This window comes from Enterobacter asburiae (genome assembly GCF_008080435.1).
Taxonomy (GTDB): Bacteria; Pseudomonadota; Gammaproteobacteria; order Enterobacterales; family Enterobacteriaceae; genus Enterobacter; species Enterobacter asburiae_C.
On record NZ_VRKN01000004.1, the window covers coordinates 348,420 to 373,626 of the forward strand.

The 25,207-nt window shown below is 53.5% G+C and carries 27 protein-coding genes; 16 read left to right on the forward strand and 11 right to left on the reverse strand.

Annotation, left to right across the window (positions count from 1 at the left end):
- The first annotated feature begins 194 nt into the window (after positions 1-194).
- The 3 genes from yeaG to FU672_RS10380 all read left to right on the forward strand — a co-directional run bounded on the left by yeaG (position 195) and on the right by FU672_RS10380 (position 4,085).
- A complete protein-coding gene (gene yeaG, locus FU672_RS10370) occupies positions 195-2,129 on the forward strand; it encodes a protein kinase YeaG (RefSeq protein WP_148243192.1) in 1,935 nt (644 codons plus the stop codon).
- Between the two features lie 73 nt (positions 2,130-2,202).
- The gene (locus tag FU672_RS10375; RefSeq protein ID WP_148243193.1) at positions 2,203-3,486 is read left to right on the forward strand and encodes a YeaH/YhbH family protein; all 1,284 of its coding nucleotides are present in this window, start codon (positions 2,203-2,205) and stop codon (positions 3,484-3,486) included.
- Positions 3,487-3,584: 98 nt separating this feature from the next.
- Positions 3,585-4,085: a YbaK/prolyl-tRNA synthetase associated domain-containing protein gene (locus FU672_RS10380; RefSeq protein ID WP_047651996.1), complete on the forward strand. Its 501-nt coding sequence runs from the start codon at positions 3,585-3,587 to the stop codon at positions 4,083-4,085.
- Positions 4,086-4,106: 21 nt separating this feature from the next.
- Here FU672_RS10380 and yoaI read toward each other — a convergent pair whose 3' ends face one another.
- A complete protein-coding gene (yoaI, locus tag FU672_RS10385) occupies positions 4,107-4,211 on the reverse strand; it encodes a small membrane protein YoaI (RefSeq protein WP_010430055.1) in 105 nt (34 codons plus the stop codon).
- A 145-nt stretch (positions 4,212-4,356) separates the two neighbouring features.
- Here yoaI and FU672_RS10390 point away from each other — a divergent pair, with 145 nt between their 5' ends.
- Complete coding sequence (locus FU672_RS10390; RefSeq protein WP_059346515.1) at positions 4,357-4,803, forward strand: DUF441 domain-containing protein; 447 nt, start codon at positions 4,357-4,359, stop codon at positions 4,801-4,803.
- Here the strand turns inward: FU672_RS10390 and FU672_RS10395 are convergent.
- A complete protein-coding gene (locus tag FU672_RS10395) occupies positions 4,787-5,578 on the reverse strand; it encodes an AraC family transcriptional regulator (protein ID WP_148243194.1) in 792 nt (263 codons plus the stop codon). The two genes, FU672_RS10390 and FU672_RS10395, sit on opposite strands and share 17 nt — an antisense overlap.
- 99 nt (positions 5,579-5,677) lie before the next feature.
- Between FU672_RS10395 and FU672_RS10400 the strand changes: the two genes are divergently transcribed.
- Positions 5,678-6,865 carry a CynX/NimT family MFS transporter gene (locus FU672_RS10400; RefSeq protein ID WP_148243195.1) on the forward strand — a complete coding sequence of 396 codons (1,188 nt, stop codon included), beginning with the start codon at positions 5,678-5,680 and terminating at the stop codon, positions 6,863-6,865.
- Positions 6,866-6,986: 121 nt separating this feature from the next.
- On the opposite strand, the gene FU672_RS10405 is transcribed toward FU672_RS10400, so the two are convergent.
- Positions 6,987-7,697: a CTP synthase C-terminal region-related (seleno)protein gene (locus FU672_RS10405; RefSeq protein WP_148243196.1), complete on the reverse strand. Its 711-nt coding sequence runs from the start codon at positions 7,695-7,697 to the stop codon at positions 6,987-6,989.
- Between the two features lie 101 nt (positions 7,698-7,798).
- Between FU672_RS10405 and FU672_RS10410 the strand changes: the two genes are divergently transcribed.
- On the forward strand, positions 7,799-8,143 hold the full coding sequence (locus FU672_RS10410; protein WP_148243197.1) for a DUF488 domain-containing protein: 345 nt from the start codon (positions 7,799-7,801) through the stop codon (positions 8,141-8,143).
- Here FU672_RS10410 and FU672_RS10415 read toward each other — a convergent pair whose 3' ends face one another.
- Entirely contained in the window at positions 8,144-8,449 is a 306-nt protein-coding gene (locus FU672_RS10415) for a nuclear transport factor 2 family protein (protein ID WP_063142864.1), read from the reverse strand.
- 80 nt (positions 8,450-8,529) lie between these two features.
- Positions 8,530-8,784, reverse strand: coding sequence for a putative hemolysin (locus FU672_RS10420; protein ID WP_024908585.1), 255 nt, complete (start codon positions 8,782-8,784; stop codon positions 8,530-8,532).
- Between the two features lie 571 nt (positions 8,785-9,355).
- Here FU672_RS10420 and FU672_RS10430 point away from each other — a divergent pair.
- A complete protein-coding gene (locus tag FU672_RS10430) occupies positions 9,356-9,454 on the forward strand; it encodes a YoaK family small membrane protein (RefSeq protein WP_029739841.1) in 99 nt (32 codons plus the stop codon).
- A gap of 129 nt (positions 9,455-9,583) precedes the next feature.
- On the opposite strand, the gene FU672_RS10435 is transcribed toward FU672_RS10430, so the two are convergent.
- From FU672_RS10435 to pdeG, 3 genes are all read right to left on the reverse strand, one after another.
- Positions 9,584-9,832, reverse strand: a complete 249-nt coding sequence (locus FU672_RS10435) for a GlsB/YeaQ/YmgE family stress response membrane protein (RefSeq protein WP_008500746.1) — start codon at positions 9,830-9,832, stop codon at positions 9,584-9,586.
- Between the two features lie 283 nt (positions 9,833-10,115).
- Positions 10,116-11,600: a sensor domain-containing diguanylate cyclase gene (locus FU672_RS10440; protein WP_410053327.1), complete on the reverse strand. Its 1,485-nt coding sequence runs from the start codon at positions 11,598-11,600 to the stop codon at positions 10,116-10,118.
- 113 nt (positions 11,601-11,713) lie between these two features.
- On the reverse strand, positions 11,714-13,234 hold the full coding sequence (gene pdeG / locus FU672_RS10445; RefSeq protein WP_148243198.1) for a cyclic di-3',5'-guanosine monophosphate phosphodiesterase PdeG: 1,521 nt from the start codon (positions 13,232-13,234) through the stop codon (positions 11,714-11,716).
- Between the two features lie 235 nt (positions 13,235-13,469).
- Between pdeG and FU672_RS10450 the strand changes: the two genes are divergently transcribed.
- Complete coding sequence (locus FU672_RS10450; protein WP_148243199.1) at positions 13,470-14,969, forward strand: EAL domain-containing protein; 1,500 nt, start codon at positions 13,470-13,472, stop codon at positions 14,967-14,969.
- 290 nt (positions 14,970-15,259) lie between these two features.
- Here FU672_RS10450 and FU672_RS10455 read toward each other — a convergent pair whose 3' ends face one another.
- The 3 genes from FU672_RS10455 to icd form a co-directional block, all read right to left on the reverse strand.
- Entirely contained in the window at positions 15,260-15,505 is a 246-nt protein-coding gene (locus FU672_RS10455; protein WP_063440335.1) for a DUF2543 family protein, read from the reverse strand.
- Between the two features lie 74 nt (positions 15,506-15,579).
- Positions 15,580-15,927 carry a DUF1304 domain-containing protein gene (locus FU672_RS10460; protein WP_032650890.1) on the reverse strand — a complete coding sequence of 116 codons (348 nt, stop codon included), beginning with the start codon at positions 15,925-15,927 and terminating at the stop codon, positions 15,580-15,582.
- Positions 15,928-16,004: 77 nt separating this feature from the next.
- Positions 16,005-17,255 (reverse strand): NADP-dependent isocitrate dehydrogenase, encoded by a 1,251-nt coding sequence (gene icd / locus FU672_RS10465; RefSeq protein WP_032657958.1) that lies wholly within the window; start codon positions 17,253-17,255, stop codon positions 16,005-16,007.
- Positions 17,256-17,372: 117 nt separating this feature from the next.
- On the opposite strand from icd, the gene rluE reads away from it, so the two are divergent.
- From rluE to FU672_RS10505, 8 genes are all read left to right on the forward strand, one after another.
- Positions 17,373-18,026, forward strand: coding sequence for a 23S rRNA pseudouridine(2457) synthase RluE (rluE, locus tag FU672_RS10470; RefSeq protein ID WP_148243200.1), 654 nt, complete (start codon positions 17,373-17,375; stop codon positions 18,024-18,026).
- 9 nt (positions 18,027-18,035) lie between these two features.
- Complete coding sequence (locus FU672_RS10475; RefSeq protein ID WP_148243201.1) at positions 18,036-18,509, forward strand: NUDIX hydrolase; 474 nt, start codon at positions 18,036-18,038, stop codon at positions 18,507-18,509.
- A gap of 40 nt (positions 18,510-18,549) precedes the next feature.
- A complete protein-coding gene (gene mnmA / locus FU672_RS10480) occupies positions 18,550-19,662 on the forward strand; it encodes a tRNA 2-thiouridine(34) synthase MnmA (protein ID WP_032657963.1) in 1,113 nt (370 codons plus the stop codon).
- A gap of 27 nt (positions 19,663-19,689) precedes the next feature.
- Positions 19,690-20,319 carry a high frequency lysogenization protein HflD gene (hflD, locus tag FU672_RS10485; protein ID WP_148243202.1) on the forward strand — a complete coding sequence of 210 codons (630 nt, stop codon included), beginning with the start codon at positions 19,690-19,692 and terminating at the stop codon, positions 20,317-20,319.
- Positions 20,320-20,338: 19 nt separating this feature from the next.
- A complete protein-coding gene (gene purB, locus FU672_RS10490; RefSeq protein WP_148243203.1) occupies positions 20,339-21,709 on the forward strand; it encodes an adenylosuccinate lyase in 1,371 nt (456 codons plus the stop codon).
- 123 nt (positions 21,710-21,832) lie between these two features.
- Complete coding sequence (gene phoP, locus FU672_RS10495; protein WP_028019015.1) at positions 21,833-22,504, forward strand: two-component system response regulator PhoP; 672 nt, start codon at positions 21,833-21,835, stop codon at positions 22,502-22,504.
- Positions 22,505-23,968 carry a two-component system sensor histidine kinase PhoQ gene (gene phoQ, locus FU672_RS10500; RefSeq protein WP_148243204.1) on the forward strand — a complete coding sequence of 488 codons (1,464 nt, stop codon included), beginning with the start codon at positions 22,505-22,507 and terminating at the stop codon, positions 23,966-23,968. It begins immediately after the preceding gene.
- Between the two features lie 91 nt (positions 23,969-24,059).
- Positions 24,060-25,181: a ribosomal protein uL16 3-hydroxylase gene (locus FU672_RS10505; protein WP_148243205.1), complete on the forward strand. Its 1,122-nt coding sequence runs from the start codon at positions 24,060-24,062 to the stop codon at positions 25,179-25,181.
- Positions 25,182-25,207: the final 26 nt, after the last annotated feature.

Here is a 25,207-nt window from a genome sequence, read left to right on the forward strand (position 1 = left end):
ATGCAAGTTTTGCAAATGCCATCTACGCTTTAATTTAAGAAGAGTTTTCCTGAACACCCTGCGGTTCTAAGCGTCTGACCTGGCACACAGGTTGCTGCTCTGGCAGTGAGGTGCGAGAGATTCTCTTCCGGGAGCCTCCACTACTCATACGAACGGCTCTTATCCTGTGCTAAAAAACGAAAGGACGGCATGCCATGAATATATTCGATCACTATCGCCAGCGCTATGAAGCTGCCAAGGACGAAGAGTTCACACTGCAGGAGTTTCTTACCATCTGTCGGCAAGATCGCAGTGCCTATGCCAATGCGGCAGAACGGCTATTGATGGCTATTGGTGAGCCAAACATGGTTGACACTGCCCTGGAGCCTCGGCTTTCCCGTCTCTTTTCGAATCGGGTGGTCGCCCGATACCCGGCGTTTGAAGAGTTCTATGGTATGGAAGATGCCATCGAACAGATTGTCTCCTATCTGAAGCATGCCGCTCAGGGTCTGGAAGAGAAGAAACAGATCCTCTATTTACTCGGCCCGGTGGGTGGCGGTAAATCCTCGCTGGCTGAACGCCTGAAGTCGCTGATGCAGCGCGTCCCTATCTATGTGCTGAGCGCCAACGGTGAACGCAGCCCGGTGAACGACCATCCGCTGTGCCTGTTCAATCCGCATGAAGATGCGCAGATTCTGGATAAAGAGTATGGCATCCCGCGTCGCTACCTCGGTACCATCATGTCGCCGTGGGCGGCAAAACGCCTGCACGAGTTTGGTGGCGACATCACCAAATTCCGCGTGGTGAAAGTCTGGCCATCTATCCTTGAACAGATCGCCATCGCCAAAACCGAACCCGGTGATGAGAACAACCAGGACATTTCGGCTCTGGTGGGTAAAGTCGACATCCGTAAGCTGGAAAACTTCGCGCAAAACGATCCGGATGCCTACGGTTACTCAGGTGCGCTGTGCCGTGCGAACCAGGGGATTATGGAATTCGTCGAGATGTTTAAAGCCCCCATCAAAGTGCTGCATCCTCTGCTGACGGCTACCCAGGAAGGAAACTACAACGGGACGGAAGGTATCTCCGCCCTGCCGTTTAACGGGATTATTCTCGCCCACTCGAACGAATCTGAATGGGTGACCTTCCGTAATAACAAAAACAATGAGGCCTTCCTTGACCGCGTGTACATCGTCAAGGTGCCTTATTGCCTGCGGATCTCCGAAGAGATCAAAATTTACGAGAAACTGCTTAACCACAGTGAGCTGGTGCATGCTCCCTGCGCGCCGGGCACGCTGGAAACGTTGTCACGCTTCTCCATCCTTTCGCGTCTGAAAGAGCCGGAAAACTCCAGCATCTATTCGAAAATGCGCGTCTATGACGGTGAAAGCCTGAAAGATACCGACCCGAAAGCGAAGTCGTATCAGGAATATCGCGACTATGCCGGGGTTGATGAGGGGATGAACGGTCTGTCCACGCGTTTCGCGTTTAAGATCCTCTCCCGCGTCTTTAACTTCGACCATGCGGAAGTGGCGGCCAACCCGGTTCATCTGTTCTACGTGCTGGAGCAGCAAATCGAACGTGAGCAGTTCCCGCAGGAGCAGGCTGAACGCTACCTTGAGTTCCTGAAAGGCTACCTGATCCCGAAATACGCCGAGTTCATTGGCAAAGAGATCCAGACGGCCTACCTGGAATCCTATTCAGAATACGGGCAGAACATTTTCGACCGTTATGTCACCTATGCTGACTTCTGGATCCAGGATCAGGAGTACCGCGACCCGGATACCGGCCAGCTGTTTGACCGTGAATCCCTGAACGCGGAGCTGGAAAAAATCGAGAAGCCTGCCGGGATCAGCAACCCGAAAGACTTCCGTAACGAGATTGTGAACTTTGTCCTGCGCGCAAGAGCGCATAACAACGGGCGCAATCCGAACTGGACCAGCTACGAGAAACTGCGCACGGTTATTGAGAAGAAAATGTTCTCCAATACCGAAGAGCTGCTGCCGGTGATCTCGTTTAACGCCAAAACCTCAACCGATGAGCAGAAAAAGCACGACGATTTTGTCGACCGTATGATGGAAAAAGGCTACACCCGCAAGCAGGTCCGCCTGCTCTGCGAATGGTATCTGCGCGTGCGTAAATCGTCTTAAAACAAGTGCCCGGTGGCGTTAGCGCTTACCGGGCCTACAAAATGCAAGTTGGCAAATGCAGTACGGGGGGTATATGACCTGGTTTATTGACCGGCGTCTTAACGGCAAAAACAAGAGCACGGTGAACCGCCAGCGCTTCTTGCGTCGTTACAAAGCGCAAATTAAACAGTCTATCTCCGAGGCCATCAACAAACGCTCGGTGACCGACATCGACAGCGGCGAATCTGTCTCCATCCCCACCGATGACATCAGCGAACCGATGTTTCATCAGGGACGAGGCGGACTGCGCCATCGCGTACACCCAGGTAATGACCACTTCGTTCAGAACGACAGAATTGAACGTCCTCAGGGCGGCGGCGGTGGTTCAGGAAGCGGTCAGGGACAGGCCAGCCAGGACGGTGAAGGTCAGGACGAGTTTGTCTTCCAGATTTCGAAAGATGAATATCTCGACCTGTTGTTTGAAGACCTGGCGCTGCCGAATCTCAAAAAGAATCAGCATCGTCAGCTTAATGAATATAAAACCCATCGCGCGGGCTATACCGCCAACGGCGTGCCCGCCAATATTAGCGTCGTGCGTTCGTTGCAGAATTCACTGGCGCGACGCACGGCCATGACGGCAGGCAAACGTCGCGAACTGCGCGAGCTGGAAAGCAGCCTGAAGGTCGTGGAAAACACGGAACCGGCGCAACTGCTGGAAGAGGAGCGCCTGCGTAAAGAGATTGCAGAGCTAAGGGCGAAGATCGAACGGGTACCGTTTATCGACACCTTTGACCTGCGCTACAAGAACTACGAAAAACGCCCTGAGCCCTCCAGCCAGGCGGTGATGTTCTGTCTGATGGACGTGTCCGGCTCGATGGACCAGGCCACCAAGGATATGGCGAAACGTTTTTATATTCTGCTCTACCTGTTCCTCAGCAGAACCTATAAGAACGTGGAGGTGGTCTATATCCGCCACCACACTCAGGCGAAAGAGGTGGATGAACATGAGTTCTTCTACTCGCAGGAGACCGGCGGGACCATCGTATCAAGCGCCCTGAAGCTGATGGATGAAGTGGTGAAAGAGCGTTACGACCCGTCGCAGTGGAATATTTATGCCGCGCAGGCGTCGGATGGTGATAACTGGGCCGACGACTCACCGCTGTGTCACGAGATTCTGGCGAAGAAAATTCTGCCGGTGGTGCGTTACTACAGCTATATCGAAATCACCCGTCGCGCGCACCAGACCCTGTGGCGGGAGTATGAACATCTGCAATCGATGTTCGATAATTTTGCCATGCAGCATATCCGTGACCAGGATGATATTTATCCGGTGTTCAGGGAGCTGTTCCACAAGCAATCTGCTACCAGCAACGCATAATCCAACAGCCAGCGAACCCGCTGGCTGTTTTCTTTCGACCCCGTTCATCCCGTGCTAATGTAGAACGCTGCATACTGGATTATCACCGGGAAATCGTTATGACTGACGACGTTATTGGGGCAGGAACCCACCAGCAACTGATTACCTTACTCACCGAGCAGGGCGCGCGGTTTCGCGTCATGGAGCACGAGGCGGTCGGGAAATGTGAAGCGGTAAGTGAAATTCGCGGGACCGATCTGCGGCAAGGCGCAAAAGCCCTGGTCTGCAAGGTGAAGGGAAACGGCGTAAAAAAACACGTTCTGGCGATCCTGGCCGCCGATCTGCAGGCTGACCTGAGCCAGCTTGCCAGCCATTTTGGCGGGCTGAAAGCCTCCCTCGCCAGCCCGGCCGAGGTCGATACCCTGACCGCCTGCGTTTTCGGCGCTATCCCGCCCTTTAGCTTCCATCCTGATTTGGCACTGGTTGCCGACCCACTGCTGTTCGAGCGTTTTGACGAAATCGCATTTAACGCCGGCCTGCTGGAGAAATCCGTGATTATGGATACCCAGGATTACCTGCGCATCGCTCGTCCTGAGCTTGTGACCTTCCATAAAGCGTAACCGCGGTGGCTGGCGACCCTGTCAGCCTTTTCTTTCCAGGAACAACACGGAGGCGACGAGAATAACGGCAATAGCGAAAAACGATGAGGAGATAATCAGCGTTTCAACAAACATGTGATCGTTCATAATGGCGACCCCTTTTGCGATATCTGCCTTCGTTTTAATCCGTGTAAATGACAAGGTTATGACAACAATAAAATTTTTTTAAAACTGCCCTGCGTCGCGTTTGCGCGTACTGTAAGCAGGATCATTATTTTGGCAAGGATTCCCTATGTTTGACCCTACTCTGCTCATTCTTCTGGCACTCGCCGCGCTCGGCTTTGTCAGCCATAACACCACCGTCGCCATCTCGATTCTGGTGCTTATTATTATTCGCGTGACCCCGTTAAATACCTTTTTCCCGTGGATAGAAAAACAAGGCCTCACCATCGGGATAATCATTTTAACCATCGGGGTAATGGCGCCCATCGCCAGCGGCACGCTTCCCGCATCAACGTTGCTGCACTCGTTTGTAAACTGGAAATCGCTGGTGGCGATCGCGGTGGGGATTTTTGTTTCGTGGCTGGGCGGGCGCGGCGTTACGCTGATGAGCAGCCAACCCTCGCTGGTGGCGGGTTTGCTGGTGGGCACCGTGCTGGGCGTGGCGCTCTTTCGTGGCGTTCCGGTGGGGCCGCTGATTGCGGCAGGCCTTGTCTCTCTGTTTATCGGGAAGTCGTAGTCAGGCTGGCCATATAACGCGCCGGCGTCTGACCCAGTCCCTTCCTGAACATGGTGATAAACGCGGTGGTAGAGTCATATCCCAGTGACTGTGCCACCTGCTGTACCGATTTCCCACTAATCAAATGCTGTAACGCCACTATCAGCTGCAACTGGTGACGCCAGCGGCGAAAGCTTAAACCGGTCTCTTTCACCACCAGCCGCGCCAGGCTGCGTTCGCTCATGGCAAAATGGCTCGCCCACTGCGCCAGCGTCTGCCAGGCGGCAGGCTCTTCCGCCATTTTCTCGCTCATCAGCCGAATTTTAGGATGGGGCGAGACGGGCAGCTGCAGATGCTCCTGACGCTGGAGCGGCAGCTCGTCAAACAGAACGTCCACCAGGCGCGATGTCGCCGCAAGAGGGAGTTGTTCACGCGATTTTTCCGCCAGGGATAAAATCAGCTCCCGCACCAGGGGAGAGATTTTCAGGGTGCAGCAGCGGTCGGGCAAGCTTGCCGCCCCCGGTTCAATGAACAAAAAGCAGAGCTGCGCGCCCGGCGTGGCCCTGTTGCTGTGCGGCATTTGACCGGGGATCCAGACGGCATACTGGGGCGGAACCATCAGCATGGCATTATCCACTTCGCAGGTGATCGCGCCGCCGAGGGCCAGAATCAGCTGCCCCTTACGGTGATGATGTCGGGGAATATATTGTTCCTCCGCCACCACGCGGATGCGAAATGCGACGGCCGCATCGTGCTGGCTATCAGGATCGTAACCGTCCAGTCCCAGACCAATCATCAGTTTGTCCGATATTAGCGATAAACTGTCATTTTAGCCTGATTTCAACCGCTGAGAAAATCGGTATTGTGTGCGCTCGCTTGAACGTATGAGAACATAATGACTACTGCTATTCGCACCTCAGGAAAACACGGCGCGCTGTTGATTGCAGGCATCCTGATGATTGCCACTACGCTTCGCGTCACCTTTACCGGAGCAGCCCCGCTGCTCGATACTATTCGTCTTGATTATGGTTTAAGCACGGCGCAAACCGGTATGCTGACCACCCTGCCCCTGCTGGCTTTCGCCCTGGTCTCGCCGCTCGCCGCAGGCGTTGCCCGACGTATCGGCATGGAGCGCAGCCTGTTTATCGCCCTGCTGCTAATTTGCGCCGGAATTGCACTTCGCTCTCTGCCTTCCGCCGCTCTGCTTTTCATCGGAACGGCGGTCATCGGCTGCGGTATTGCACTCGGGAATGTGCTGTTACCCGGATTAATTAAACGTGACTTCCCGGGCCAGGTAGCCCGACTCACCGGGGCCTATTCCCTGACAATGGGCGTCTCGGCGGCGTTTGGTTCAGCGATGATTGTTCCCCTGGCGCAGGGTAGCGCGGGCTGGCATGGCGCGCTGCTGATGCTGATGGCGTTTCCACTGGTCGCGCTGCTGCTCTGGCTACCCCAGTGGCGTCAGAAACACGTTGCGACGGTAACGGGTGCTGGCGCGTTGCATAATCACGCCATCTGGCGTTCGGCCCTCGCCTGGCAGGTGACGCTCTTTTTGGGGATTAACTCGCTGATTTACTACGTCATCATTGGCTGGCTGCCGGCGATACTGCTTAGCCACGGCTACAGCGAAGCGCAGGCCGGCTCGGTGCACGGGCTGTTGCAGCTGGCCACGGCCGTACCAGGGCTTGCCGTTCCGCTGATCCTCCACCGTCTGAAAGATCAGCGGGCGATCGCCGGCGGGGTGGCGCTGTTATGCGCGGTAAGCGCAGCGGGGCTATGGTTTATGCCTGACATGGCGGTGATGTGGACGCTGGTGTTTGGCTTTGGCACCGGGGCAACGATGATCCTCGGCCTGACGTTCATCGGGCTGCGCGCCAGCTCCGCGCACCAGGCTGCGGCACTGTCCGGCATGGCGCAGTCGATTGGCTATCTGCTCGCCGCCTGCGGTCCTCCACTGATGGGGAAAATTCACGATAGCGCGGGAGACTGGCGGATCCCGCTACTGGGCTGCGCCCTGGCCGCCGTGATAATGGCTATTTGCGGCGTGCTCGCCGGGCGAGACCGGGAGATTGCCCCCCGCTAAACAGTGTGGCAGACCAGAGTTTCGCCCGGCGGCGCTACGCTTGCACGGGCCTACATTGAATTGTGCAATCGGAATGTAGGCCGGGTAAGCGCAGCGCCACCCGGCAAGAAAAGCGACGACGTTATGAATCGCGCGCCGCGCGCAGCATCGCCTGTACCAGCACGACCGGGCGTCCTTCCAGCGCAGAGCGCTCATGCTGGAATAAGGTGATCACGAAGAATGGGTGGGTAACCAGTTCTGCGGCGCGAATCTCCCCCTGTTCGTCCCAGCCCGTAACATGCATATCACCGCTTTCCAGCGCCTCTGCAAACGCCGGCGACACGCCATAGTTACAGTGATACCCCTCTTCAATTTCCGGCTTGCCGTACGCCTTCGCGATCAGCGTATTTTTGCGCAGCTCAATCGCATCGGTTTTTTCCACCAGCGAGCAGGTCAGCGGCGAAATCACCATGGTGCCTTCGGTATCCGTCTCAGCATGTGCCGCATCAGCCCAGCCCAACACATTACGGGCATACTCAATAAGCGCATGCTGGAATCCACCGCAGGTGCCAAGGAACGGAATGCTGTTTTCACGGGCATAGCGCGCGGCGATAAAAGCGGCCTCCGTGTTTTTATAGGGGCTGGCGGGAACCAGCCAGATGGCATCGTAGCCCACCAGATCTTCAGGGCTTGTCAGCTCCGTGGTGGCAAGCCAGTCGTAATCGGCGGTGAGGTCAAGGACTGCGGCGGCGTCGTCAATGGCCAGCGGGATCGCCTGATGCGCAATAACATTGGGATTGTAATCGCCAACCAGCGCAATGCGCAGCGTCGTTTTAACCGGGAGGTGTTCCATGAAAGGTTCCTTATGCCAGAGTATTATCAGATAACATAAGGAACCTCAGACTACCGATCTTCTGCAATTATCACAATACCTTAAATTGGGAGGGTGGAAGCATGATTCAATGCAAACGCGTTTACGAACAGGCAGGTCCGGACGACGGCTATCGGGTGCTGGTGGACAAGCTGTGGCCGCGCGGGGTTAAAAAAACGGACCTCGCATATGATGAATGGTGTAAAGCGCTCACGCCCTCGAATGAATTACGCAAGGCCTTTCATAGCGAAACCATTGATTTCGCCGCCTTCAGCAAAGCCTATCGGGAAGAGCTGGCGCAACATGCTGACGAGGGAAGGCGTCTGGCGACGCTGGCGAACGGGCAGACCGTCACCCTGCTCTTTGCTGCCAAAGACACGAAGCAAAATCACGCCCTGGTATTAGCCGACTGGCTGCGCCATCTCTGATCAGCCGATCGCCATCTCATCGAGGATTTGCGGCGCTTCATCGGGTGTGAGCGGCATCAGATGTTCGGCGCGGACAAACGCAAAGCCGTGCTGATTGTCAAAGGCGTAGACATCACCTGTCACCAGCCAAAGCGCGCGATCGGCGGTTGCGGGTAATTGCGTCATCACACCGTTGACCGGGTTAACGAAACGCAGACCAGGCTGGCACAGGCCAAACAGCTCAACAGATTTACCAATATTGCGACGGCCTGACGCCGTGCGGGCACCCACGATCATCGCCATGCTGCCCGGTTTAAGCTGGAACATACTTCTCTCACGATAACGGTAGCCAGGGACTGACTAAGAATAATCCTAAAGAGAAGTGTATCGCAGGCAATATACGTCTGTCACCTGGTGGGTTGCGGATGATCGCGACGATAGAGCGTCCATTCATCAATCACTTCGCCACCCGGTAGTTTGCACTCCGTGCGTACGCCCTGCGGGCTTTGAACCGGGATCTGTTCCCCGCCTTTTTCCAGGCAGTAGACGGAGGCCGGGTTCGCCATACCGATAACGTGCGGCGGTTTCGGTGCATCGGGTGGGGTCGTTTTTGCGGTGCAGGCCGCCAGGGGAAGCGCCAGCGCCAGAAGCAGAAATCTCATCTCATTGATCCTTGTGACATCATTAGAGTCTAAGGGTAACGGGTCACCGCCGCTTTCTCCATGATTTCTCCATTTTAACTGCACTTTTCAACACTATAGTGAGGCGTGTTCTCGATATGACCAGAGAACATCATTCCGTAATCAAGATGTCTTTGCCCCGGTCTCAACAACGGGGCCTTTTTTTCTCAGCGGCTGCCCTCTCCCTCGCATATATTCAATTTTCTATATTCATGTTTTACTATGCCTGAAGTCTAAAAACTCAGCATAACAAGCAGATGACAATCCCGGAGGGTCTGAACGTCCCGTGGGATGAAACGCTGTGTAAGCGCTCGGCATTACGACCTACATCGCCGGACTGATTGTCCAGTCCATTCAGAAAGAGTCGCAGGTCACCCAGCTCAAAACGCGCCTCAGCGCCTGTATTGCCGGTGAATACTGGCTGGGAAGCGCATTACGCGCCGCGGATGCCGCGATGTATCAGGATAAGAAAGGAAAAAGCAAAACACGCTTTCTCACTCTGGATTAACCCCGTACACTCTACGGCGTTATAGAAACAGAAACAGGTGATGGTATGAGAATAGGAATCCTCTTCCCGGTCGTTATTTTTATTACGGCGGTGATTTTTTTAGCGTGGTTTTTTGTCGGTGGTTACGCGGCACCAGGGGCATAAATGAGAAAAACGACCCTCATTATGCTGATCGTTGCCATCGCGGCGTTTGCCGGCACGCAGCTAGGCTGGTGGTAAACCCGCCACGTAAAAAAGGCCGCCATCTGGCAGCCTTTTTCAATGCGTTTCGAATTAGCTTTTGATTTTTCTGTAGATAAACAGAACAACCAGCGCACCGATCACCGCGACGGCGAAACTGCCGAAGTTAAAACCATCGACTTTGCCAAAACCGAACAGCGTACTGATCCAGCCGCCAACTACCGCGCCGACAATACCCAGTATTACGGTGACGATAAACCCACCGCCATCTTTGCCCGGCATGATCCACTTCGCCAGAATACCCGCAATAAGCCCAAAGATAATCCAGGATAAAATTCCCATAACTTTCCTCTCTGTATGGTTTTTGTCATTAAATCAACGACACAAAAAAGAATAGCACAGGATTTCAGAAAGGAAATTTGTGATTGGCATCACAATGAGAGAGTGCGTAATTATTCATCAACAAAAAGAGTGTGCCACATAAACTGTGGGGTTGCATCTTTTGTTGAGAAAGATTATCTTTCTCAACACTGAATAGTTGAGAGAAACACTCAGGTATTCAGTACGACATTGCTCACATTGCTTCCAGTATTTCTTGCCCACTTCTGAGTGGGCTTTTTTTTGTTCATACCCCAACGAAGGCGTACCGGTTACGCCCTGCGCGTTTTGCCTGGTAGAGCGCCTGGTCAGCGGCAATAATGATATTCTGCTGGCTGCCCGCGATGTCGACGGCACGTGCGGTAGAAATTCCGACGCTTACCGTCACCCGCCCGAAGGGGCTAAAAGCATGCGCGATTTGCAGGGAAAACACATTGCGTATAATCGTCTGCGCCAGTCGAAGCGCCTCCTGGATATCCGTATCAGGCAATATCAGCGCAAACTCCTCTCCGCCGTAGCGCGCCACGATCTGATTATCACGGGTAAGGCTCTCCCTGAGACTGTTTCCCAGCAGCGCCAGACATCGGTCCCCTTCCGGATGGCCGTAGTTATCGTTGTATTTTTTGAAGAAGTCCACGTCCACAATCAGTATCGAAATTGGGGCATCATGTGCGGCACAAAGCGCGATTTCCGAGAGGATTTTTTCATCAAAAATGCGACGGTTGTAAAGCCCGGTCAGCGCATCCTCAGAGGCGATAATCTTCAGCGCCTTGTTATCTCTGGTTTTTCTGGATAAATCGGAATACAAGAAGTATGACGCGACGATGAGTATCGCAGTGAAAACGAAAATGAGTACCGCCAGTTGAATGGCCTGCTTGCGCCACGGTGAGAGGGCTTCATCAATGCTGACGGCCACGGTGGTGACCAGCCCGTAGCGTCTGTTTTTCTCATAGGCATAAATGCGTTCGATTTTATCAAACCGCGAAACGGAGCTGGCTATCCCGGTATTTTGTACCTTGAGGTATTTCCTGAAAAGAGGTGAATCAGAAACAATCGTGCCGATATAGGTATTTTTAAAAGGATAACGGACCAGCAGCACGCCTGACTCAGTTGTTAAGCCAATGACGCCCGCGTGACCAATATTAATCTGCCCGTAGAGCGCGAGAAAATTCTCGATACCCAGCGTCACCACCACCACACCATTAAATGCCCCGGTGTGGGTGTCAAGGCGCCGACTAATGGTGATGACCCATTTACCATTGGTTCTGCTTACTACGGGCTCGCCAATAAAAATCTGCTGATTTTTATTTTCCTTGTGATAGACAAAAAATGACCTGTCCGATCCTTTGCGTGGGCCGGTAAAACTTTCGTGCAAAGCGGTAAAGATATCGCCCCTGGCATCGTAAACAACCACATTATTAATCTGGGTAAGAAGATTATCCTGATTATTTATCATCCGCTGAATATGGGTCGCCTGCTGCGGGGTCATGCCATAAATTTCGATTATGTCGGAAACGGTAGTAATTAACATTTCACTCTGGCGCATGATCCCCTCCGTATAGACATCAAGGGTATGGCTCAGGTTAGCAACGCTGGTATTAATTTGCTGGACTGACTGCTGCCTGGACGTGGCAATTTGGACAGCAAGCGACAGCGAGATGATCAATGAGACAATGATGACGGTAATGGTTGTTGTGTAAAAAGTATTTTTCACATGCACGAGCTTTTCCACCTTATCACGCCTGACATCCCTGGCTGACAACTCTTGTCACTGTAACAAAGCTCAGGATAAGAGGAAAATGAATTGCACTTAAGCATACAACAGAAGCTCGTCTTAATTTCGTTTTATAAACTTACCGTCTCCCGGGGCTTAGATAAAATGACTTTAATAAAATCAGTATAGGAGACAGGCTTACCAAAATAATAACCCTGCAACAGAGTTATCTCATTACGGTTGAGATACTCCAGTTGCGCTTTCGTTTCTACGCCTTCAGCCACAATGCGTAATGAGAGTTTTTTCGCCAGGTCAATGACGCAGTCCAGCAGGAGCGTTGAGTCCTTTTGATCTGAAACCCGGTTCACAAAGCTTTTATCAATTTTAATATAATCAATGGCAAGCGCATTAAGGCAAGACAGCCCTGAATAGCCTGTACCAAAATCATCCAGCGCAATGACAAAGCCAGCGTTATGCAGCATGTTAAGGTTTTCCACCAGGTGAGGATTATCGATCAGCGGTTCACGCTCGGTCACCTCGAGAACCAGTTTGACTTCTTTACCCTGAAATCCCTTTCCGAAGACGCGACAGTCACCGATGAAGGAAGGCGCATTGATGTGTCTGGCGCTGATGTTCACCCCGATATGAAACCCGTCCGGTAGCTTAGGCAAAAGCGGTTTAAGCTGTGTAACGACTTTCGCCATCAGCCCTTTGGTTAGCGGAATAATCAAACCGCTACGTTCGGCAATCGGAATAAAGACATCCGGCGGGATAAAGCCTGATTTTGGATGCTTCCATCTTGCCAGGACTTCAACGCCATACAACCCGCCGGTATCACCGTTCACGATCGGCTGGTAATAAGGCACGATCTCCCCCTGCAAAATGGCCTTACGTAAGTCGTCTTCAAATGAGGTGCTTTTCCCCTTGTAACGGCGGATCAAAATGCCCACAGCCACCGATAGCGCGAGAATAAGCAGTATCAGGCTCCATCCCTGTTGCAGTAGCCGCGTCAGGCTAAAAAAGGCAGGAGGTTGCCATGCCAGGCTAAAGGGAAACAGCGTTGATGCCGTAAGCGCCCCTGCCCACGAGGCAGCTTTCCAGCCTGTCACATCACCGTTGCGAACCAGCATGCTTTCGCCGACAACCAGTCCCAGTTCAACGCTGTTTGCTGCGCTTGCAATGACGTCCTGCAACTGCGCGTCACTGATGCTGACGATGACGCGCCCTCCCGCGATAGGCATCTGGAAGACAAGTACCGGAATGCCATTCACCAGCCGATTGCCGGGTAACAGCATCAATTTTTCGCCGGGTAGCGTCTCCGGATGAATAATCAATACGCCATTCCCGGGAAGGGAAGTACAGATGATTTTATCCTGCTGCTGGATCATGATGGCGCGCAGATGCGGTTTTAGCGCGGCTTCTGTCCCCAGCGCCAGCTGCACACTACTGGTACACCCTTCGGCCGCAACGCGCTTCGCCGTGTTGGCCGCACTGGCCGCTTCAGCAAGAATGTTTTCTATTTTTTGAGTGCTTGCCGTGGCGGCATGGCTATTATTAAGCTTCGCCATCTGCCATAGCTGCCAGTTAATAATCAGAATGCCGCTCAGAAAAAGAAACAAGGCACTAAGAATAGGGATCATCACGTTGCGCACGATGTTTTCCTTAATAGAAAAAACAAGCATGGATGTTCTGGAAGAAGAGCCTGTGCTAACCCGGTATTGCTTATAACAATGAAAATAGCTTAGCTGAGAATTGTCTTAAAAAACTGATACTTTCGTATGAGTTCACCTGCCTGCATTTACTCACATGACGTGACTATCAGGCTTGTTCCTTGCCCTGCCTGTGTTAAGATTTGTGAAATCAGGGAGCGGACTGGATATCTGGAAAATGAAAAAGCTCATTGCCGTTGCTATCGTTTCAACGCTTCTGGTCTTCCTGTCTCTTTATGCGGTCAATGCTGTAATCATAGGTCAGCAGAAGAGCAAACAGCGTGAAATATCCCGCACCCTTTTACATTATTCAGAAGACGTGTCCCAAAGCGTGGCGCTGGGTCTCAAAAGCATCACGACGCAGGGATGTGATAAAACCAGCCTTGATCGCTACAGACAAATCAAGCTTAATAATCTTTATTTCGCCGATATCGGTTTTATTGAGAAGGGAAAAATTGTCTGTACCGCTTTTTGGGGGAAACTCTCGACGCCCGTTGCACTTCCTGCAGAACTGCATAAAACGCCGAGAGGCTTTCTCCTGGCCCAGTTCTCGCGAAAAGACTTTTTCACGGGCAATGCGGCAATTTATAACAATATTATTATCTTCACCTCCCGCTATGCTTACGATAAATTCACCCCGGTTACCGCAAGCTATTCGCTCAGTGCTACCACCAAAGACTTCGGCAGAGTCTTTTTTTCGGCCGCCACGGCGCTAAATCAGCAGAGCTGGCTGCATTCGACGTTGTTTACCCTGACCCTGACACAGTGCAGCGCCTTCTGGGACCTGTGCGTCATCGTGAAGCATCACAACGCCGGGCTGGCCTCGTTACCTCCGTTTATCTTTGCGCTTCTCGCGGTCATTCTCTGTTTTATCTGGGTCGCAATAACGTTATTTATCTTCCGCATCTATGAAGACCGTTTTTCTCTGGAACGTACGCTGATCAAAGCCGTCATCACGAATACCATCAGCGTTAACTATCAGCCCATTATTCGCCTTCACGATCAAAAAATCGTGGGCGTAGAAGTTCTGTCGAGATGGCGCGATCAAAAGCACGGGGACGTCTCTCCGGAGCTGTTTATTCCATTAGTTAAGAAGATCGGTCTGTATAAAAAATATTATAATAATATTATCGGAAAATCCCTTTCAGAAATTGCCCCGCTGGCGATTAAACATCAGCTGATAGTCTCCATTAACGTTGGGCGGACGGAAATTGAAGATGGACAGTTCATAAACATTTTGCGCCGTGAGTGTTTAGCCAATAACCTTCCCCTTTCCCTGATGAAGGTCGAACTTTCTGAGAAAGCCGTTTCCACGGCAGATATCCTCGAGGGGTTCTGTCAGGAACTCAAATCGCTCGGCGTTAAAATATCAATAGATGATTTTGGCGTGCAAAATTCAAACCTCGCCCGCCTGTCGCTGCTTGAATATGATGAGATCAAAATCGATAAGTCGCTGGTGGATGGCATCAGCGAGCATTATAAGCAAAACATCTTTGCTATCTTCAGCGATGCCCTCGCGAGATTGAATAAGACCCTTGTTTTCGAGGGCGTGGAAAATGAAATTCAATATCGCTTTATTGCGAGCAGATATCCCGATGCGCTGATTCAGGGATGGTATTTTTCAAAAGCACTCACCCGCAGCGAGCTGGCGAAGCGACTCACCGGTGTCACACCGTAATCAGAAGCCTTGCGTATCCGTTTTTTTCCAGTCGGGCATTTCCATTTTTTACGCAAAAACATATAGTCGTCACAATCAGGCGGTAGATTACCCTGAAGCACACTCTTATTTTGGTTAAAAACGTGAAATTATCCTTACTATTACCAGTGGTACTCTTTTGTCTGACCGTTATTTTCGCGTTGTTTATCGACGCCCCCGCTTCGCATATTCTGCGGAAAAAATGCATGTGGTCCGATAGCGTGATGCTGAGCTGTATTGCAAAGCATCAGCATAACGGTTTTTGAAGCAGACTATTCATTTCCCCACTGATTGAGGAAATTCGCAATATCATCAATGCGACCCGCACGGATCCCGGCCTCAGTGGCCATCTCCTGCTGAGCCTCCTCGCTGATCTCCTCATTATTCGATAAACGGGTGAGCAGCAGCTGGAAATAATGCGCCAGCGCGTCGCGCTCCGACTCCGCGACTTGCTCTGCGGCTTCCGTCGCATACTCATCGGCAATGTCATAATATTTCAGTGGGATATCGTTGTTCATAACAGTCTCGTCGCTAACCTGTAAAGGTAAAGCCATCAGTATATCGGACGCCTTACCTCAACCAAAGCATTGCTTCAGATGAGTAACGCAAGCAGCGCTGCGAGCGCGGGCACGGCCTGTACATACAGAATTTTTCGGCTGGCGGTGGCTGCGCCAAAGAGCCCGGCGATCAGTACGCAGGCCAGGAAGAAGATAGCCACCTGAATACCCTTTTCGCCGAGCCAGAGGCTCCAGAGCAGACCGGCCGCCAGAAAACCGTTATACAGCCCCTGGTTTGCGGCGAGCACGCGGGTGTCGCGCGCAAAATCAGGACGCAGATTAAAGGCCTTATGCCCTGTTTTGGTATTCCACAGGAACATTTCCAGCACAAGAATGTAGAGATGGATGAGTGCAACGACAGCGATAAGGACAGTGGCTAACATCGTGTTGTCTCCCGCAGGCAGAGGCAAAAAAAACGGGAACCCTCAGGCCCCCGCTCTTGTTTAACCCAGAATCTGGATTACATGTTCGCGATAATCGCGTCGCCAAACTCTGAACATTTCAGCAGCTTAGCGCCTTCCATCAGACGTTCGAAATCGTAAGTTACGGTTTTCGCGTTAATCGCGCCTTCCATACCTTTAACGATCAGGTCTGCGGCTTCGAACCATTCCATATGACGCAGCATCATCTCTGCGGACAGGATGATAGAGCCTGGGTTCACTTTGTCCTGACCTGCGTATTTTGGTGCAGTACCGTGGGTCGCTTCGAACAGGGCGCACTCGTCACCGATGTTCGCGCCAGGGGCGATACCGATACCGCCAACCTGTGCTGCCAGGGCGTCAGAGATGTAGTCACCGTTCAGGTTCATACAGGCAATCACGTCGTATTCTGCAGGACGCAGCAGGATCTGCTGCAGGAACGCATCGGCGATTACATCTTTAATGATGATCTCTTTGCCGGTGTTCGGGTTTTTGATCTTCTGCCATGGGCCGCCGTCGATCAGCTCACCGCCGAACTCTTCTTTCGCCAACTGGTAGCCCCAGTCTTTGAACGCGCCTTCGGTGAACTTCATGATGTTGCCTTTGTGAACCAGGGTCACAGAGTCACGGTCGTTGGTGATTGCATATTCGATGGCTGCACGCACCAGACGTTTGGTTCCGTCTTCGGAGCACGGCTTAATGCCGATACCGCAATGCTCAGGGAAGCGAATTTTCTTCACGCCCATTTCTTCGCGCAGGAATTTAATCACTTTTTCTGCGTCAGCAGAGTCCGCTTTCCATTCGATGCCCGCGTAGATGTCTTCTGAGTTTTCGCGGAAGATAACCATGTCGGTCAGTTCAGGGTGCTTAACCGGGCTTGGGGTGCCCTGATAGTAACGAACCGGACGCAGACACACGTACAGGTCCAGCTCCTGACGCAGTGCCACGTTCAGGGAACGGATACCGCCGCCAACTGGCGTCGTCAGTGGGCCTTTAATAGCAACGCGGTAGTCGCGGATCAGGTCCAGCGTTTCTGCTGGCAGCCAGACGTCCTGGCCATAAACTTGAGTAGATTTCTCACCGGTGTAAATTTCCATCCAGGAAATTTTACGCTCGCCTTTGTAGGCTTTCTCAACAGCGGCATCAACCACTTTCAGCATCGCCGGGGTAACGTCTACACCGATACCGTCACCTTCAATGAACGGGATAATCGGATTGTGAGGAACGTTAATCTTGCCGTTTTGCAGGGTGATCTTTTTACCTTCCGCCGGAACAACTACTTTGCTTTCCATTAACCTCTCCTTCGAGCGCTTCTGGTTGTTACTGATCTTATGTTAATAAATTGTAATGAGCCCTTCGATAGTACCTGATTGTCCTGCGCCATGAAAGGTCTTCGTTATTAGGCTATAATGCGGCAATTGATAACGCCTGAAAATACCATGAAGAAAACTTCTTTTACAAAACACCGGGTTGAGCGATTCAGCTCGCGACAAGCCGCCAGAAGACCGCAGGAAACCCAGCCGAAGCGGGTTATTTTGTTCAATAAACCCTACGATGTTTTGCCGCAGTTTACCGATGAAGCCGGGCGCAGCACGCTGAAGGACTATATTCCTGTTCAGGGCGTCTACGCAGCCGGGCGTCTGGACCGCGACAGCGAAGGCCTTCTGGTCTTAACCAACGACGGCGCTTTACAGGCGAAGCTTACGCAGCCCGGAAAACGCACCGGTAAAATTTACTTCGTACAGGTGGAAGGCGAGCCGGATGAAGCGACGCTGGCAACATTACGCAGCGGCGTGACGTTGAACGACGGTCCAACCCTGCCCGCAGTTATTGAACGCGTGAATGAACCGGAGTGGCTGTGGCCGCGTAACCCGCCGATTCGCGAACGCAAATCCATTCCGACAAGCTGGCTCAAAATTACCCTTTATGAAGGCCGCAACCGCCAGGTTCGCCGCATGACCGCGCACGTCGGCTTCCCTACCCTGCGTCTGATTCGCTATGCCATGGGTAGCTACACCCTGGAAACGCTGGCAAACGGCGAATGGCGCGACGTTACCCCTTAAGGAGTCACTATGTTTAAACCTCATGTCACGGTTGCCTGCGTGGTCCACGCCCGGGGTAAATTCCTTGTTGTCGAAGAGAGCATTAACGGCAAAGCGCTGTGGAACCAGCCTGCCGGACACCTTGAAGCCAATGAGACCCTGCTGCAGGCAGCGAAACGCGAGCTGTGGGAAGAGACCGGCATTCACGCTGAGCCCCAGCACTTCATCCGTCTGCACCAGTGGATCGCACCCGATCACACCCCGTTCCTGCGCTTTTTATTTGCCGTTGAGCTTAGCGAAACGTGCGCCACAGAGCCGCAGGATGACGATATCGACCGCTGTCTGTGGGTCACTGCCGACGAAATCCTGAACGCGCCAAACCTGCGCTCGCCGCTGGTTGCGGAAAGCATTCGCTGCTGGCAGTCTGCTGGCCGCTTACCGCTGGATGTTATCGGCGCATTTAACTGGCCGTTTACAGAGGGTGTCAATGGTGGGGGGGCGTGATAGAATACGCCGCCTTGAAGTTCAATGTCGTGAGTATTCCATGTCAGATAACAGCCAGAAAAAAGTGATCGTCGGCATGTCCGGCGGTGTCGATTCCTCCGTTTCCGCCTACCTGTTACAGCAACAGGGCTATAAGGTGGAGGGCCTGTTCATGAAGAACTGGGAGGAAGATGATGGCGAGGAATACTGCACTGCTGCCGCGGATCTCGCCGATGCGCAGGCCGTATGCGATAAGCTCGGCATTGAACTGCACACCGTTAACTTTGCCGCAGAATACTGGGACAACGTTTTTGAACTCTTCCTCGAAGAGTACAAAGCGGGCCGTACGCCGAACCCGGATATTCTGTGCAACAAAGAGATCAAATTTAAGGCCTTCCTGGAATTCGCCGCAGAAGATTTGGGCGCTGACTACATTGCGACCGGTCACTACGTGCGTCGTGCAGACGTGAATGGCAAAAGCCAGCTGCTGCGCGGTCTGGACGGCAACAAAGATCAAAGTTATTTCCTCTATACGCTGAGCCACGAGCAAATCGCCCAGAGCCTGTTCCCGGTCGGCGAGCTGGAAAAGCCGCAGGTGCGTAAAATCGCCGAAGAGCTGGACCTGATCACCGCGAAGAAAAAAGACTCTACCGGCATCTGCTTCATCGGCGAGCGCAAATTCCGCGATTTCCTGGGCCGTTACCTGCCTGCGCAGCCGGGTAAAATTGTCACCGTCGACGGTGAAGAGATTGGCCAGCATCAGGGGCTCATGTACCACACTCTCGGCCAGCGTAAAGGGCTGGGTATCGGCGGGACCAAAGAAGGTAGCGAAGATCCGTGGTATGTTGTCGACAAAGACGTCGAAAACAATATTCTGGTTGTTGCCCAGGGTCACGATCATCCGCGTCTGATGTCCGTTGGCCTTATCGCGCAGCAGCTGCACTGGGTCGATCGTGAGCCGCTGAAAGGCACGCTGCGCTGCACGGTGAAGACACGCTACCGCCAGACCGATATTCCTTGCACCATTACCGCGCTCGATGACGACCGCATTGACGTGCGTTTCGACGAGCCGGTCGCAGCCGTTACCCCGGGTCAGTCTGCTGTCTTCTACAGCGGTGAGATCTGCCTGGGCGGCGGGATCATTGAACAGCGCCTGCCGCTGCCTGCTGTTTAATACGATTGCACACATAAAGGAGACCGTGTGGCGAAGAACTACTATGACATCACCCTGGCGCTGGCGGGAATTTGCCAGTCAGCCCGTCTGGTGCAACAGCTGGCTCATCAGGGTCATTGCGACGCTGATGCCCTGCACGTTTCACTGAACAGCGTTATCGATCTCAACCCCGGCTCGACCCTGGGTGTGTTCGGCGGCAGTGAAACCAATCTTCGTCTCGGTCTTGAAACCCTGCTTGGCGTGCTTAACGCCAGCAGCCGTCAGGGATTAAACGCAGAGCTGACCCGCTACACGCTGAGCCTGATGGTGCTGGAGCGTAAGCTGAGCGCAGCAAAAGGCGCGCTCAATACCCTGGGCGAACGTATTGCCGGGTTACAGCGTCAGCTCGACCATTTTGACCTGCAGTCCGAAACGCTGCTCAGCGCCATGGCCGGCATTTATGTTGACGTCATCAGCCCGCTGGGTCCGCGTATTCAGGTCACCGGATCCCCTGCCGTGCTGCAAAGCCCGCAGGTACAGGCAAAGGTGCGCGCGTCTCTGCTGGCAGGGATCCGCGCCGCCGTACTGTGGCACCAGGTTGGCGGTGGCCGCCTGCAGTTAATGTTTTCTCGTAATCGCCTGACCACTCAGGCAAAACAAATTCTTGCTCATTGTTAACCTCCCGGAGTTGCGAATTATGGAATTATCCTCACTGACCGCCGTATCCCCTGTCGATGGACGCTACGGCGATAAAGTCAGCGCGCTGCGCGGGATCTTCAGCGAATATGGTTTGCTGAAGTTCCGTGTTCAGGTTGAAGTACGCTGGCTGCAAAAGCTGGCCGCCCAGGCAGCAATCAAGGAAGTTCCTGCTTTTGACGAAAAGGCAAACGATTACCTTGATAAAATCGTTGCTGAGTTTAGCGAACAAGACGCCGCGCGCATTAAAACCATTGAACGCACCACCAACCACGACGTGAAAGCGGTTGAGTACTTCCTGAAAGAGAAAGTGGAAAGCGTCCCTGCGCTGCATGCCGTGTCTGAGTTCATTCACTTCGCCTGTACCTCTGAAGACATCAACAACCTCTCTCATGCGCTGATGCTCTCCACCGCGCGCAAAGAGGTGCTGCTGCCTTACTGGCGTAAAATCATCGACGCGGTAAAAGCGCTGTCCGTGGAATACCGCGACCTTCCGCTGCTCTCCCGTACCCACGGCCAGCCAGCCACCCCATCCACGATGGGTAAAGAGATGGCCAACGTCGCGTACCGTATGGAGCGCCAGTACCGTCAGCTGGAGCAGGTTGAGATCCTCGGCAAAATCAACGGTGCGGTCGGTAACTATAACGCCCACATCGCCGCTTATCCGGAAGTGGACTGGCACCAGTTCAGCGAAGCGTTCGTGACCTCTCTGGGCATTCAGTGGAACCCGTACACCACCCAGATTGAGCCGCACGACTATATCGCCGAACTGTTTGACTGCATCGCCCGCTTCAACACCATCCTGATCGACTTCGATCGTGACGTGTGGGGTTACATCGCCCTGAACCACTTCAAGCAGAAAACCATCGCCGGTGAAATCGGCTCTTCTACCATGCCGCATAAAGTGAACCCAATCGACTTCGAAAACTCCGAAGGCAACCTGGGCCTGGCGAACGCCGTGCTGCAGCATATGGCGAGCAAACTGCCGGTATCCCGCTGGCAGCGCGACCTGACCGACTCCACGGTACTGCGTAACCTGGGCGTGGGTATTGGCTACGCGCTGATCGCGTACCAGTCCACCCTGAAAGGCGTAAGCAAACTGGAAGTGAACCGTGACCGTCTGCTGGACGAGCTGGATCACAACTGGGAAGTGCTGGCGGAGCCAATCCAGACCGTGATGCGCCGTTACGGCATCGAAAAACCGTACGAGAAGCTGAAAGAGCTGACCCGCGGCAAACGCGTTGACGCCGAAGGCATGAAGCAGTTTATCGACAGTCTGGCGCTGCCGGAAGAAGAGAAAACGCGCCTGAAGGCGATGACCCCGGCGAACTACATTGGCCGCGCGATCACCATGGTCGACGAGCTGAAGTAACGCCCCTCTCCCCCTTTTCGCCCGAAAAGGGGGATGCTTTTCCCCGGTTTACTCAATGTTTATCCCCACAACAACATAATCAGCGTTAAACTATTCATACCAATTATTTAGGGAGAAGAGATGATGCGCGTACTGGTTGTTGAGGATAACGCATTGCTACGTCATCACCTGAAGGTGCAGCTTCAGGAGATGGGACATCAGGTGGACGATGCTGAAGATGCAAAAGAAGCCGATTATTATCTCAATGAACACCTGCCGGATATCGCCATTGTCGATTTAGGATTGCCTGACGAAGACGGTCTGTCGTTAATTCGCCGCTGGCGCAGCCACGATGTCTCCCTGCCGGTTCTGGTTCTGACCGCCCGTGAAGGCTGGCAGGATAAGGTTGAAGTGCTCAGCGCGGGTGCAGATGATTACGTCACCAAGCCGTTTCATATTGAAGAGGTGGCGGCGCGCATGCAGGCGCTGTTACGCCGCAACAGTGGGCTGGCTTCACAGGTTATTTCCATCCCGCCTTTCCAGGTCGATCTCTCCCGCCGGGAATTAGCGATCAATGATGAAGTGATCAAGCTCACCGCCTTCGAATACACCATTATGGAAACGCTGATCCGTAACAATGGCAAAGTGGTGAGCAAAGATTCCTTGATGCTCCAGCTCTATCCTGATGCTGAACTGCGCGAGAGCCATACCATTGATGTGCTGATGGGACGTTTGCGTAAGAAAATTCAGGCGCAGTATCCGCAGGATGTGATTACCACCGTCCGTGGCCAGGGCTACCTGTTCGAATTACGCTAAATGAGACGGATTTTACGCCACATTCTGCCCCTCTCGCTGCGGGTTCGTTTCTTACTGGCGACAGCCGCCGTTGTGCTGGTGCTGTCGCTCTCCTACGGCATGGTCGCCCTGGTAGGCTACAGCGTCAGCTTTGATAAAACCACCTTTCGGCTGTTGCGTGGCGAAAGCAATCTGTTTTATACCCTGGCGAAATGGGAAAACAACCAAATCACCGTCGAAATGCCGGAAAACCTCAACCAGCAGAGTCCGACGCTGGCCCTGATTTATAACGAAAAGGGGAAATTACTGTGGGCACAGCGTGACATCCCCTGGCTGGTCAAAAGCATTCGTCCGGACTGGCTCAAAACCAACGGGTTTCATGAAATTGAAGCCGATCTCAACACCACGAGCTCGCTGATCCGTGAAGATCGCTCCCTGCAGCAAAAGCTGAACGAGATCCGTGCCGACAACGCCGAAACGGAGATGACGCACTCCGTCGCGATTAACCTTTACCCGGCGACGCTGAACATGCCGCAGCTGACCATCGTGGTGATAGACACCATTCCGGTCGAGCTGAAGCGTTCTTATATGGTCTGGAACTGGTTCATCTACGTTCTGGCGGCGAATCTCCTGCTGGTGATCCCGCTGCTGTGGGTGGCGGCGTGGTGGAGCTTGCGCCCGATTGAATCACTGGCGAAAGAGGTTCGTGAACTGGAAGAGCATCATCGCGAGAAGCTGAACCCGGAAACGACCCGGGAGCTCACCAGCCTGGTGCGTAACCTCAACCGCCTGTTGAAAAGTGAACGCGAACGCTACGACAAATACCGTACCACCCTTACCGACCTGACCCACAGCCTGAAAACCCCGCTGGCCGTCATGCAAAGTACCCTGCGTTCAATGCGCAGTTCGAAGCTGAGCGTCGATGATGCCGAGCCGGTGATGCTGGAACAGATCAGCCGTATTTCACAGCAAATTGGCTATTACTTACACCGCGCCAGCATGCGTTCAGGCAGCGCGCTCCTGAGCCGTGAACTGCACCCGGTAGCCCCGCTTCTGGATAATCTTACGTCCGCCCTCAACAAAGTGTATCAGCGTAAAGGGGTGAACATCAGCCTCGATATCTCGCCAGAGATCAGCTTTGTGGGTGAAAAAAATGACTTCATGGAAGTGATGGGTAATCTGCTGGATAACGCCTGCAAATACTGCCTGGAGTTCGTGGAAGTATCTGCGCGTCAGACGGAAAACGAACTGCATATTATCGTTGAGGATGATGGCCCGGGGATCCCGCGCAATAAACGTGATGTGGTGTTCGATCGCGGTCAGCGCGCCGATACGCTACGTCCTGGCCAGGGCGTAGGATTAGCCGTCGCCCGTGAGATTGTCGACCAGTACGACGGAAAAATCGAAACCAGCGAAAGCTTGCTGGGCGGCGCCAGAATGGAGGTCATTTTTGGCCGCCAGCAGCCCACATTGAACGATAGTTAACCCGTTATGTGAAAAATGCGAGGATCTCGCAGCCGGGGGCCTGAGCTTCCGTTATAATCCCAGTCAGTAAGAGCCTGCGGAATAAAAAAATATGGATTATCACTTAACGCTTAACTGGCCCGAGTTTATTGAACGTTACTGGCAAAAACGCCCGGTGGTTCTGAAACGCGGGTTCAGCAATTTTGTCGACCCTATCTCGCCTGACGAATTGGCCGGTCTGGCCATGGAAAACGAAGTCGACAGCCGTCTGGTCAGCCACCAGGACGGGAAATGGCAGGTCAGCCACGGTCCTTTCGAAAGCTACGATCACCTCGGTGAAAACAACTGGTCGCTGCTGGTGCAGGCGGTCAACCACTGGCACGAGCCAACTGCCGCCTTAATGAGCCCATTCCGCGCCCTGCCCGACTGGCGCATGGACGATCTGATGATCTCCTTCTCCGTTCCTGGCGGCGGCGTGGGTCCGCATCTGGACCAGTACGACGTGTTTATCATTCAGGGTACGGGCCGCCGCCGCTGGCGCGTGGGCGAAAAAGTGCCAATGAAGCAGCACTGCCCGCATCCGGACCTGCTCCAGGTTGACCCGTTTGAAGGGATTATCGACGAAGAGCTGGAGCCGGGTGATATTCTCTACATTCCGCCGGGATTCCCTCACGAAGGCTACTCCCTGGAAAACTCACTCAACTACTCCGTGGGGTTCCGCGCGCCAAGCGGCCGCGAGATGATCAGCGGATTTGCCGACTATGTTCTGCAACGCGAGCTGGGCAGCTATCGTTACAGCGACCCTGATGTGCCTGCACGCGAGCATCCTGCGGATATTCTGCCAGAAGAACTGGATAAGCTGCGCAGCATGATGCTGGATCTGATTAACGAGCCGGAGCACTTCAAACAGTGGTTTGGTGAGTTTGTTAGCCAGTCACGCCATGAGCTGGACGTTGCGCCACCGGAGCCGCCTTATCAGGCTGACGAGATTTATGATGCGCTTCAGCAGGGCGACAAGCTGACGCGTCTGGGCGGGTTGCGCGTGCTGCGCATTGGTGAGGAGGTGTTCGTCAACGGCGAGAAGCTGGATTCCCCACACCGTCCGGCGCTGGAAGCCATTGCCAGCCATCTGGTGCTGACTGCCGACACCTTTGGCGATGCGCTGGAAGACCCGTCCTTCCTCGCAATGCTGGCCGCGCTGGTCAACAGCGGGTATTGGTTCTTTGAGGACTGAGTCGTGATATTTGCCGGGTGGCGGCT

Excerpts from the sequence above, each read along its gene's own strand:
- yeaG (WP_148243192.1), top strand. The coding sequence starts at position 195 with ATGAATATATTCGATCACTATCGCCAGCGCTATGAAGCTGCCAAGGAC.
- FU672_RS10375 (WP_148243193.1), top strand. The coding sequence starts at position 2,203 with ATGACCTGGTTTATTGACCGGCGTCTTAACGGCAAAAACAAGAGCACG.
- FU672_RS10380 (WP_047651996.1), top strand. The coding sequence starts at position 3,585 with ATGACTGACGACGTTATTGGGGCAGGAACCCACCAGCAACTGATTACC.
- yoaI (WP_010430055.1), bottom strand. The coding sequence starts at position 4,211 with ATGAACGATCACATGTTTGTTGAAACGCTGATTATCTCCTCATCGTTT.
- FU672_RS10390 (WP_059346515.1), top strand. The coding sequence starts at position 4,357 with ATGTTTGACCCTACTCTGCTCATTCTTCTGGCACTCGCCGCGCTCGGC.
- FU672_RS10395 (WP_148243194.1), bottom strand. The coding sequence starts at position 5,578 with ATGATTGGTCTGGGACTGGACGGTTACGATCCTGATAGCCAGCACGAT.
- FU672_RS10400 (WP_148243195.1), top strand. The coding sequence starts at position 5,678 with ATGACTACTGCTATTCGCACCTCAGGAAAACACGGCGCGCTGTTGATT.
- FU672_RS10405 (WP_148243196.1), bottom strand. The coding sequence starts at position 7,697 with ATGGAACACCTCCCGGTTAAAACGACGCTGCGCATTGCGCTGGTTGGC.
- FU672_RS10410 (WP_148243197.1), top strand. The coding sequence starts at position 7,799 with ATGATTCAATGCAAACGCGTTTACGAACAGGCAGGTCCGGACGACGGC.
- FU672_RS10415 (WP_063142864.1), bottom strand. The coding sequence starts at position 8,449 with ATGTTCCAGCTTAAACCGGGCAGCATGGCGATGATCGTGGGTGCCCGC.
- FU672_RS10420 (WP_024908585.1), bottom strand. The coding sequence starts at position 8,784 with ATGAGATTTCTGCTTCTGGCGCTGGCGCTTCCCCTGGCGGCCTGCACC.
- FU672_RS10430 (WP_029739841.1), top strand. The coding sequence starts at position 9,356 with ATGAGAATAGGAATCCTCTTCCCGGTCGTTATTTTTATTACGGCGGTG.
- FU672_RS10435 (WP_008500746.1), bottom strand. The coding sequence starts at position 9,832 with ATGGGAATTTTATCCTGGATTATCTTTGGGCTTATTGCGGGTATTCTG.
- FU672_RS10450 (WP_148243199.1), top strand. The coding sequence starts at position 13,470 with ATGAAAAAGCTCATTGCCGTTGCTATCGTTTCAACGCTTCTGGTCTTC.
- FU672_RS10455 (WP_063440335.1), bottom strand. The coding sequence starts at position 15,505 with ATGAACAACGATATCCCACTGAAATATTATGACATTGCCGATGAGTAT.
- FU672_RS10460 (WP_032650890.1), bottom strand. The coding sequence starts at position 15,927 with ATGTTAGCCACTGTCCTTATCGCTGTCGTTGCACTCATCCATCTCTAC.
- icd (WP_032657958.1), bottom strand. The coding sequence starts at position 17,255 with ATGGAAAGCAAAGTAGTTGTTCCGGCGGAAGGTAAAAAGATCACCCTG.
- rluE (WP_148243200.1), top strand. The coding sequence starts at position 17,373 with ATGCGGCAATTGATAACGCCTGAAAATACCATGAAGAAAACTTCTTTT.
- FU672_RS10475 (WP_148243201.1), top strand. The coding sequence starts at position 18,036 with ATGTTTAAACCTCATGTCACGGTTGCCTGCGTGGTCCACGCCCGGGGT.
- mnmA (WP_032657963.1), top strand. The coding sequence starts at position 18,550 with ATGTCAGATAACAGCCAGAAAAAAGTGATCGTCGGCATGTCCGGCGGT.
- purB (WP_148243203.1), top strand. The coding sequence starts at position 20,339 with ATGGAATTATCCTCACTGACCGCCGTATCCCCTGTCGATGGACGCTAC.
- phoP (WP_028019015.1), top strand. The coding sequence starts at position 21,833 with ATGCGCGTACTGGTTGTTGAGGATAACGCATTGCTACGTCATCACCTG.
- phoQ (WP_148243204.1), top strand. The coding sequence starts at position 22,505 with ATGAGACGGATTTTACGCCACATTCTGCCCCTCTCGCTGCGGGTTCGT.
- FU672_RS10505 (WP_148243205.1), top strand. The coding sequence starts at position 24,060 with ATGGATTATCACTTAACGCTTAACTGGCCCGAGTTTATTGAACGTTAC.